Origin of the sequence: Psychrosphaera sp. B3R10, from assembly GCF_018861025.1 — a bacterium.
GTDB classification, from domain to species: Bacteria; Pseudomonadota; Gammaproteobacteria; order Enterobacterales; family Alteromonadaceae; genus Psychrosphaera; species Psychrosphaera algicola.
The window spans coordinates 233,230-241,356 of record NZ_JAHKQH010000007.1; the positions used below are offsets into that span (position 1 = coordinate 233,230).

9 protein-coding genes are annotated in these 8,127 nt (G+C 38.7%); 3 read left to right on the forward strand and 6 right to left on the reverse strand.

What is annotated here, in order from left to right; all coding sequences use genetic code 11:
* From fliG to fliE, 3 genes are all read right to left on the reverse strand, one after another.
* Window positions 1-1,041 carry a flagellar motor switch protein FliG gene (gene fliG, locus KO525_RS02420; RefSeq protein ID WP_215962188.1) on the reverse strand — a complete coding sequence of 347 codons (1,041 nt, stop codon included), beginning with the start codon at window positions 1,039-1,041 and terminating at the stop codon, window positions 1-3.
* The gene (gene fliF / locus KO525_RS02425) at window positions 1,034-2,731 is read right to left on the reverse strand and encodes a flagellar basal-body MS-ring/collar protein FliF (protein ID WP_272182521.1); all 1,698 of its coding nucleotides are present in this window, start codon (window positions 2,729-2,731) and stop codon (window positions 1,034-1,036) included. Before fliF ends, fliG begins: the two co-directional genes overlap by 8 nt.
* A gap of 62 nt (window positions 2,732-2,793) precedes the next feature.
* Window positions 2,794-3,147: a flagellar hook-basal body complex protein FliE gene (fliE, locus tag KO525_RS02430; protein ID WP_215962189.1), complete on the reverse strand. Its 354-nt coding sequence runs from the start codon at window positions 3,145-3,147 to the stop codon at window positions 2,794-2,796.
* A 244-nt stretch (window positions 3,148-3,391) separates the two neighbouring features.
* On the opposite strand from fliE, the gene KO525_RS02435 reads away from it, so the two are divergent.
* From KO525_RS02435 to KO525_RS02445, 3 genes are read left to right on the forward strand one after another with little or no spacing between them, the layout of a single operon-like run.
* Window positions 3,392-3,886, forward strand: coding sequence for a peptidylprolyl isomerase (locus tag KO525_RS02435; protein ID WP_215962190.1), 495 nt, complete (start codon window positions 3,392-3,394; stop codon window positions 3,884-3,886).
* Window positions 3,887-3,930: 44 nt separating this feature from the next.
* Window positions 3,931-4,665, forward strand: coding sequence for a UDP-2,3-diacylglucosamine diphosphatase (locus KO525_RS02440; RefSeq protein WP_215962191.1), 735 nt, complete (start codon window positions 3,931-3,933; stop codon window positions 4,663-4,665).
* Between the two features lie 37 nt (window positions 4,666-4,702).
* Window positions 4,703-6,379: a Zn-dependent hydrolase gene (locus tag KO525_RS02445; RefSeq protein WP_215962192.1), complete on the forward strand. Its 1,677-nt coding sequence runs from the start codon at window positions 4,703-4,705 to the stop codon at window positions 6,377-6,379.
* Between the two features lie 304 nt (window positions 6,380-6,683).
* Here KO525_RS02445 and KO525_RS02450 read toward each other — a convergent pair whose 3' ends face one another.
* The 3 genes from KO525_RS02450 to KO525_RS02460 all read right to left on the reverse strand — a co-directional run bounded on the left by KO525_RS02450 (window position 6,684) and on the right by KO525_RS02460 (window position 7,552).
* Window positions 6,684-7,007 carry a hypothetical protein gene (locus tag KO525_RS02450; RefSeq protein WP_215962193.1) on the reverse strand — a complete coding sequence of 108 codons (324 nt, stop codon included), beginning with the start codon at window positions 7,005-7,007 and terminating at the stop codon, window positions 6,684-6,686.
* Window positions 7,008-7,161: 154 nt separating this feature from the next.
* The gene (locus KO525_RS02455; protein WP_215962194.1) at window positions 7,162-7,326 is read right to left on the reverse strand and encodes a hypothetical protein; all 165 of its coding nucleotides are present in this window, start codon (window positions 7,324-7,326) and stop codon (window positions 7,162-7,164) included.
* A 22-nt stretch (window positions 7,327-7,348) separates the two neighbouring features.
* A complete protein-coding gene (locus tag KO525_RS02460; RefSeq protein ID WP_215962195.1) occupies window positions 7,349-7,552 on the reverse strand; it encodes a hypothetical protein in 204 nt (67 codons plus the stop codon).
* Between the last annotated feature and the right edge of the window lie 575 nt (window positions 7,553-8,127).

Genomic DNA, 8,127 nt, shown 5'->3' on the forward strand with positions numbered 1-8,127 from the left:
CTATAGGAAGTCATCTCCACCGCCACCGCCTAACATAATTTCACCGGCGTCAGCCAATCGTCGGGCAATTGCCAAAATTTCTTTTTGCGCCGTTTCAACTTCTGATACTCGAATAGGTGGCATCGCCTCTAAATCGTCAGCCATCATATCGGCAGCACGTTTAGACATGTTTTTCAGGATCTTATCTTTTAATCCATCATCGGCGCCTTTAATTGCTTTCATCAAGGAGTCTTGTTGTACTTCACGTAAAATGGCCTGGATACCGCGGTCGTCAACATCTATGAGGTTGTCGAATACAAACATTAAGTCTTGAATTTGTTGCGCCATCTCTTCGTCGTGTTCACGCATAGCATCCATCAATTGCCCTTCAATGTTGGTATCTAAGAAGTTCATGATTTCTGCAGCCGCCTTCATGCCGCCCATTTTCGCTGCTTGAGCACCAGCTTGACCAGCAAACTGTTTCTCCATAATTTCATTTAGTTCTTGAAGTGCCGCAGGTTGTACTTCTTCAAGGTTTGCGATACGCATTGTTAAATCAATGCGGACTTTATCTGGGAACTGACCCAAAATTTCAGCCGATTGATCTGGCGCTAAATAGGCCAAAACAATGGTTTGGATTTGTGGATGCTCGTTGCGGATGATATTGGCAACTTGTTTTGAGTCCATCCATTTAAGTGAATCTAAACCTTTGGCCCCGCCACCCAAAATAATTTGGTCTAATAGCGTAGCCGCTTTTTCTTCACCTAATGCGGCAGTTAATGCCTTTTTGATAAAGTCTTCGGATTGGAAACCAATCGTACTGTAATCTTGTATCTGGTCGATAAACAGTCGATGCACTGCTGATATCTTGTCTTGACTTAAATCATCAAGTTGCGCCATCGCAATACCGACTTTTTGAACTTGTTTTGGCTCAAGGTGTTTCAAAATTTGAGCGGCGTCTTCCTCAGACAAGCTGAGCAACAAAATCGCTGCTTTCTCTACACCTTCCAACTTATCAACATCAAAGCCGGCCTTCGCTGGTTGTGCTACGACATCATTCATCTTCTAATAACCACCCTTTAACAACTTGTGACGACAACTCTGGTTCATTGGCAACTAATGCTCGGATTGCTTTGAGCAAGTCCTCATCACCATGTAAGTCTGGTAATTGTAGTGAACCATCCGCTGCAAAACCAATGTCTTTTTCGTCAAATTCAGTATTGAGCATATCTAATGTTTCGTCGCCCAAATCTACACCGCCTAATGCATCTTCTTCATATTGATCCGACGTTTCTTCCGGATTCATTAATTTTTTCAACATTGGTCTAACTAAGAATAGGATAAGAACAACAATAACCACCATTGACGATACAGTTTTAACAAAGGGTTGAAACCAATCTTGTTGATAGTATGGCTGTTCTACAGCCGTCATATCATCAATTTTATTAAATGGAATGGTAACCACTTCTAATGTATCACCTCGGTTTAAATCAAAGCCCAAACCACCTTGCAATAGACGGCGAATGTTAACTAGGGCTTGAGAAGAACGCGGAGTTGTTTGAATCGTGCCATCTTCTGCTGTTGTTCTGACATAATCAACGGCAACCGACACACTTAATCTGCGCATCATGCCAGTTTGATTTTGTTTGTGGCTGATAGTTTGGTCTAGTTCGTAATTTCGAGTTTGCTCTTTATGACTACGACCACTTGCACCGCGTGATTGTCCGTCTGTGGCCTGCTCTGGGATATTTGAATCTAGTGGTGGTTGGTTAGATAATGCACCTGGAATTCCTAATGCACCATTGCCCGTAGAATTATCTTCTATTAACAACTCACTGCGAATAGCAGGTAAGTCTGGGTTAAATGTTTTTTGTGTTTCCTGAACGCTGGTAAAATCCATTGTAACGTCAACTTGTGCGGTAAAGTTTTCAAGACCTACCACTGGTGACAAGATAGAATTAATTTTGGCTAAGTATTCATCTTCACGTTTACGTTCAATTTCAAATTGCTTGCGTGATAATGCTGATAGAGAATTTTGAGACCCTGAATTTAACAAACGGCCATTTTGGTCAGTCACCGTAACTTTAGCCGGTTCCATACCTTGAACGGCTGAAGCAACGATATCGACAATTGAATCAATTTCTTCTTCGGCCATCATACGACCACGCTTTAAAGTAACAACCACTGTAGCTGAAGGTTTTTTACTATGACGTGCAAAAATATTTTCTTTTGGGATAGCAAGTAGTACTCGGGCACGCCCTACTGAGTTTAGCTCTTCGATGGTTCTTGCAAGTTGTTGTTCACGGCCATGTTTTAAACGTTCCGTTTCCATTCTTTGGCTAACGCCAAATCCAGAATCTTGCATTAAGATCTCAGACCCTTCATTCGGTCCTTGAGTTAATCCACCACGGGCAATAGATAATTTAACGTTTTGGTATTGATCCGCAGCAACCAAAATTGTGTTTTGATTCAGTTCATATTCAATTTGTTGGCTGTCTAAATAATCCAATGTCTCAATCAACTCGGCAGTTTCAAATTTACCGATTGGACGTAATTCAGGTTCTTGTGACCAAATGATAATGAAAATTGCGATTGCTAAACAGATGGTTAACGCAACGATCATCGCCCCTTGTCGCATAACCTCAGCGCTAGAGATTGAGCTCATAAAGCCAGATTTTTGTTCCTCGACACCTTCACTCGCGTCCGTATTTAACGTAACAAGGTCGCTGGAAACATCTTGATTTGGTGCCACTTGGGTGGTTAATTCATCTGCCACAATATTGTCCTATTAATACTTGTTAATGCTAATTGAGGTTAAACAGGCATACTCATGATGCTTTTGTACGCTTCAACAAGTTTATTTCTAACTTGTACCGTTGCTTCAAACGCGATGCCTGCTTTTTGCGACGCTATCATCGTTTCAGCCAACGTTACTGAGCGGTCACCGGTTTCTAACGCATTTTTAAGCGCTCCAGCGTTTTGCTGTATATCATTAACATTGTTAAGCGCTTGACTAAGCAAGTCACCAAAATTTGCAGATGACGGGTTTGCTACTCTTTCACTTGCTTGAAATGGACTAATTTCAGCATTCGGCCGTATCGTTGTCCCAGAAACCTGAGAAGCCATGGATTGAAGTTCGGCATATAAGTTGTTGGCTTGAATATTCATTGCATCACCTATTCGACATTCTTTTTCAATTGTCATTTATGTGTGTAATAAAGCATTATCAATGCCAAAGTGTAAGGTGTTGTATTTGTTGAACATTATTGTTAAATATGGACATTTCCTAAAATGTCATTAATTTGACTCGACTAAAAAACAATCGGTCTCATTAATTAATTTAAAGTGAACTGTGTCAAACAGATAGAAATTCGCTACAATCGCTGCAAATAGCATATTTGAGGAATATATCATGGTTGTATTAACAACAAATTTTGGTCAAATTAAAATAGAACTTTTCACTGAAGAAGCGCCGATCACAACCGCTAACTTTATTGAATACGTGAAATCTGGATTTTACAATGGAACGATTTTTCACCGCGTAATCCCTGGTTTCATGGTTCAAGGTGGCGGCATGTTACCTGGCATGGAAGAAAAAGATGGCAACGCGACAATTAAAAATGAAGCCAACAACGGTTTGAAAAACGACCGCGGGACTTTAGCAATGGCTCGCACAATGGAACCACATTCGGCATCGTCTCAGTTTTTTATTAATAGTGTAGATAACGGTTTCTTAAACTTCCGTGCTGAATCTTCAGAAGGTTGGGGATACTGTGTATTCGCAAAAGTTGTTGAAGGCATGGACATTGTTGATAAAATTTCAGCAGTTAAAACGGGCCGTTCTGGTTATCACCAAGACGTCCCAACTGAAGATGTCATTATTGAAAAAGCTGAAATCGAAGAATAATAAGAATTGGCGCTTTGATTTTCAAAGCGCTAAGACTAAATCCGATGACAAACAGCTCATTAATTATTGCCGATCTGCACTTAAGTCCAGAACGCCCAGACATAACATCGTGTTTTTGCCAGTTTCTAGTCGATTCTAAAAACAAACATGATTCATTATATATTTTGGGTGATCTTTTCGAAGCGTGGATTGGCGATGATGACATCTCCCCTTTTACAAATACCATTGCCAACGTCATTGCAGAATTTGCAGAATCAACCCCAGTCTACTTTATCCATGGTAATCGAGATTTTCTACTTGGAAAACGATTTGCAAAAAAAGCAAAAATGACATTATTGCCGCAACAACATCGTATCACCGGCTACGGCTATAACATTTTATTTATGCATGGTGACCAACTTTGTACTGACGATATCCCATATCAAAAGTTTCGCCGCAAAAGTCGAACTTGGTGGTGGAAGTTCTTAATCCAATGCTTACCTCTGAAACAACGTCGCCTTAAAGCAGAAAACTATCGTAAGATTAGTGTTGCGCAACAAAAGCATAAATCATCTGACATTATGGACGTCAATCCGACCACCGTTGATGCTGTCATGGCAAGTGAGAATGTAGATTTACTTATCCATGGTCACACCCACCGACCTGAAATACATTCATTGCCAAATAATAAAATTAGAGCGGTAGTTGGCGATTGGTATACCCAAGGTTCGGTACTTACTTTATCTCACCAACAACTTGCGCTATCTTGTATATCGTTCAATGCCAAAAATGGCATATAAAAATTATAACGACAAAACTCTACACTAAGGACAAAACGTGAAATTATCTTCAATCACATTGGCGATTTCACTCGCGGCGCTTAGCCTCACGGGCTGTAACAAACAACCAGAAAAACAAACTCAAATGACTCCAGAAAAGAGCGCGAGTACGTTACAAGCCGTTGACGAGTACAAAAACAAATTTGATATCTACACACCTGTCGCATTAACAGCCGATTTATCCACATTAAGTGACGACCAAAAACGAATGGTCGGCCTGTTAATTGATGCATCAAAAATAATGGATGACTTGTTTTGGAAGCAATCATTTGGAGAAGATAAAGCCGAATTTTTGGCTCGGATAAGTGACCCAGATGCACGTCGATTTGCTGAAGTAAATTATGGACCTTGGGATAGGCTAAATGGCGATAAACCATTTTTAACCGGTTTTGGTGAAAAACCCCTTGGGGCGCAATTTTACCCAGCAGATATGACCAAGAAACAATTGACTGATGCCGTATTACAAGACGGTGAAGGATTGTATTCGGTTATTACTAGAAACGAAGATGGCAAACTGCAAGCCGTTAAATATTCAGTCATTTATCAAAAAGAACTCAAGCAGGCTGCTGATATTTTAGTTCAAGCCTCAAAATTAGCTGAAGACAGCGAATTTGCAAACTACTTAAAAATGCGTGCAGAAGCCTTATTAAATGATGATTACCAAGCATCTGACTTTGCCTGGATGAACATGAAAAACAATGCAATTGAACTTGTTTACGGTCCAATTGAAACTTATGAAGATCAACTTTTTGGATATCGTGCAGGCTTTGAATCTTACGTCCTCATCAAAGATCTGGCGTGGAGTGAAAAATTAGAGAAATACGCCAAAACACTTCCAGAATTGCAAAAAGGCTTACCTGTTCCAGACAAGTACAAAAAAGAAGTCCCTGGCGCCAACTCACAATTAAATGCCTATGACGTTGTTTATTATGCGGGGCACTCAAATGCCGGCGGTAAAACAATCGCAATCAACTTGCCAAACGACGAACAAGTTCAACTGCAAAAAGGCACTCGTCGACTGCAGCTTAAAAATGCGATGAAAGCTAAATTCGATAAAATTTTGTTGCCAATATCGGATGTATTAATTGCCCCGGAACAAAGAAAACACATTACGTTTAATGCGTTTTTCAACAATACAATGTTCCATGAAGTTGCACATGGCTTAGGCATTAAAAATACCATTACAGGTACTGGTACAGTTCGCCAATCTTTGCAAGAACATGCATCTGCATTGGAAGAAGGCAAAGCGGATATTCTTGGCCTTTATATGATCACGCAATTGTTTAACCAAGGTGTAATAACCGAAGGTAAACTTGAAGATTATTACACGACGTTTTTAGCCGGTATTTTCCGTTCAGTGCGGTTTGGCGCAAGTTCGGCACACGGTAAAGCAAACATGATCCGCTTTAATTATTTTGCAGATAAAGATGCGTTCCAACGTGATGAAAACGGCCTATACCGTGTCGACATGGTGAAAATGCAACAAGCTATGACAGGTTTATCAACGTTAATCTTAACCCTACAGGGCGACGGTGACTACGATGGTGTCGACAAGCTAGTCGCAACAAGTGGCATAATTAAGCCACAATTAGCGGCGGACTTAGCGCGTTTAACAACTGCAAACATTCCGGTAGATATTGTATTTGAACAAGGTAAAAAAGTCTTGGGACTTTAACCCTAGTAAAACGCTCTATTTACCTATCAAATGCGGCTTAAATTCCAAGTGAGTTTAAGTCGCATTTTTTTAAAGTTTTGTTTTAAACGAATTTTATAAAGCTAAGTATTTTAGAATAGCGGCTCCAAAATCAAAGCCAATCACAATTCAAATGTTTGTCTTGATTTAACTTAGCTCCAACATAGACTAGATTAGCAATTCCAATAGTCACTAATCCAAAAGACCAATCTTTTAATTTAAGTGCATACGGGTCACTAACAATTCCTGCCATTATCATTCAAGTCAGGGAATATAATTAGCCAATTTAATCTCTATACTCAATATTTAAAATATAAAGCAAGGTTTTATGAAATATATAGCCACTAATGATTACCAATACTAAAAATGATATATGTGCAACCTCTAAGACTTTGACAAAAAAAGCACCTAAGCCCATGTAAATAAAGGCTTGTCCCCAGTTAAACAATTTAACATTTGAATCGCTTATTGAATTGAAAATAAAAAAGCCACCAATAATAGACATTATGCCAGTGATAAATAGTACGGGGAGACTTAAACCATAAACTCCTAATACCAAAGACGTTATTGCAATACTAAATGAAAATGGTTTCATCATTATAGATTTCATAAAAATTCCTTAGTAGGGCTTAAGTATCCTTAAGAAAAGATTACCATTGCACACTATGCAACCAATATAAATTTTCTAATTAAAAGGCGTCCAAATTTCTAGCTATGCCTTGAATAACTAACTTTAAGTTTCCCTAATATAGAAAAAAAACCTATTACTTAACAATCATAAAAATAGAAATTGCAATTGCAATTGCCAAACAGATAAATAGTAAATTTCTATTTTTAGTGCCGTTTTGATTCCACTTTGTTTTTTCCTTATTCCGCCATTGTTCAAATTGCATTTCAAGCTCCTCAATATTTGTTTTTAATTGGCTCATTTTTACATGAGCCAAAATATGTTTAGTCTTCCAACAAGTCAGATATGTACGAATATGTAGTTGTTAAACTTACGGCAATCATGGCAATTGGAAACCAAGCTGGGGCGCTTCCGGCTACTGCTATTCCAGCACCGATTGTGACGATTGTTGCATTAGTTGAAATTGCAGTATCCTGGTCGACTGCGCCACTTACTTCTATAACTTCATTTACGCTTAATTCACGCATAATTTACTCTCCTTGTTTCTGACATTTTTGTCAGTTAGTTATTCGCTATATCAGTTATTGATATAGCGCCATTTATGGTCTGTCGCTTTATACAACAGTTCCAAATCTGTTAAACGAGACAAAACTGCTTAGCTTAAATAACAACATGTCGTTTGGTGATGATGGCATTAACATAACCGGTTTAATTGGTCATATCTGCCCATTAAACATTTGGCTAACAACTCACCTCAACAAACCACTATCAATCCTTTGACTGTTTTAACGTTATTAAATTTAAGGCAGCAAATTAAAACCGTCAAGACGAGCTTTTGAGTTGAAAAATATTTTTCTATATTTAACAAACACATAAAACTTAAAAACTGTACTTTTCAATTTGAAGAAACTGACCTTTTTAGGTGAATTAACCTCCCCTTGAAATACCTTCAACCTCAGTAAATTTTGGCTAAAAAATATTATTTAACGTATTAATTAGACGTATTTCTTCGCTCTGTTTTAGATAAACCGTTAATGGCAAACTTGTGGGAAGGTCTAGATATCCAGCGCAGGCTCAATTTTTGGATTTTTGGATTTTTGGA

Excerpts from the sequence above, each read along its gene's own strand:
- fliG (WP_215962188.1), bottom strand. The coding sequence starts at position 1,041 with ATGAATGATGTCGTAGCACAACCAGCGAAGGCCGGCTTTGATGTTGAT.
- fliE (WP_215962189.1), bottom strand. The coding sequence starts at position 3,147 with ATGAATATTCAAGCCAACAACTTATATGCCGAACTTCAATCCATGGCT.
- KO525_RS02435 (WP_215962190.1), top strand. The coding sequence starts at position 3,392 with ATGGTTGTATTAACAACAAATTTTGGTCAAATTAAAATAGAACTTTTC.
- KO525_RS02440 (WP_215962191.1), top strand. The coding sequence starts at position 3,931 with ATGACAAACAGCTCATTAATTATTGCCGATCTGCACTTAAGTCCAGAA.
- KO525_RS02450 (WP_215962193.1), bottom strand. The coding sequence starts at position 7,007 with ATGAAATCTATAATGATGAAACCATTTTCATTTAGTATTGCAATAACG.
- KO525_RS02455 (WP_215962194.1), bottom strand. The coding sequence starts at position 7,326 with ATGAGCCAATTAAAAACAAATATTGAGGAGCTTGAAATGCAATTTGAA.
- KO525_RS02460 (WP_215962195.1), bottom strand. The coding sequence starts at position 7,552 with ATGCGTGAATTAAGCGTAAATGAAGTTATAGAAGTAAGTGGCGCAGTC.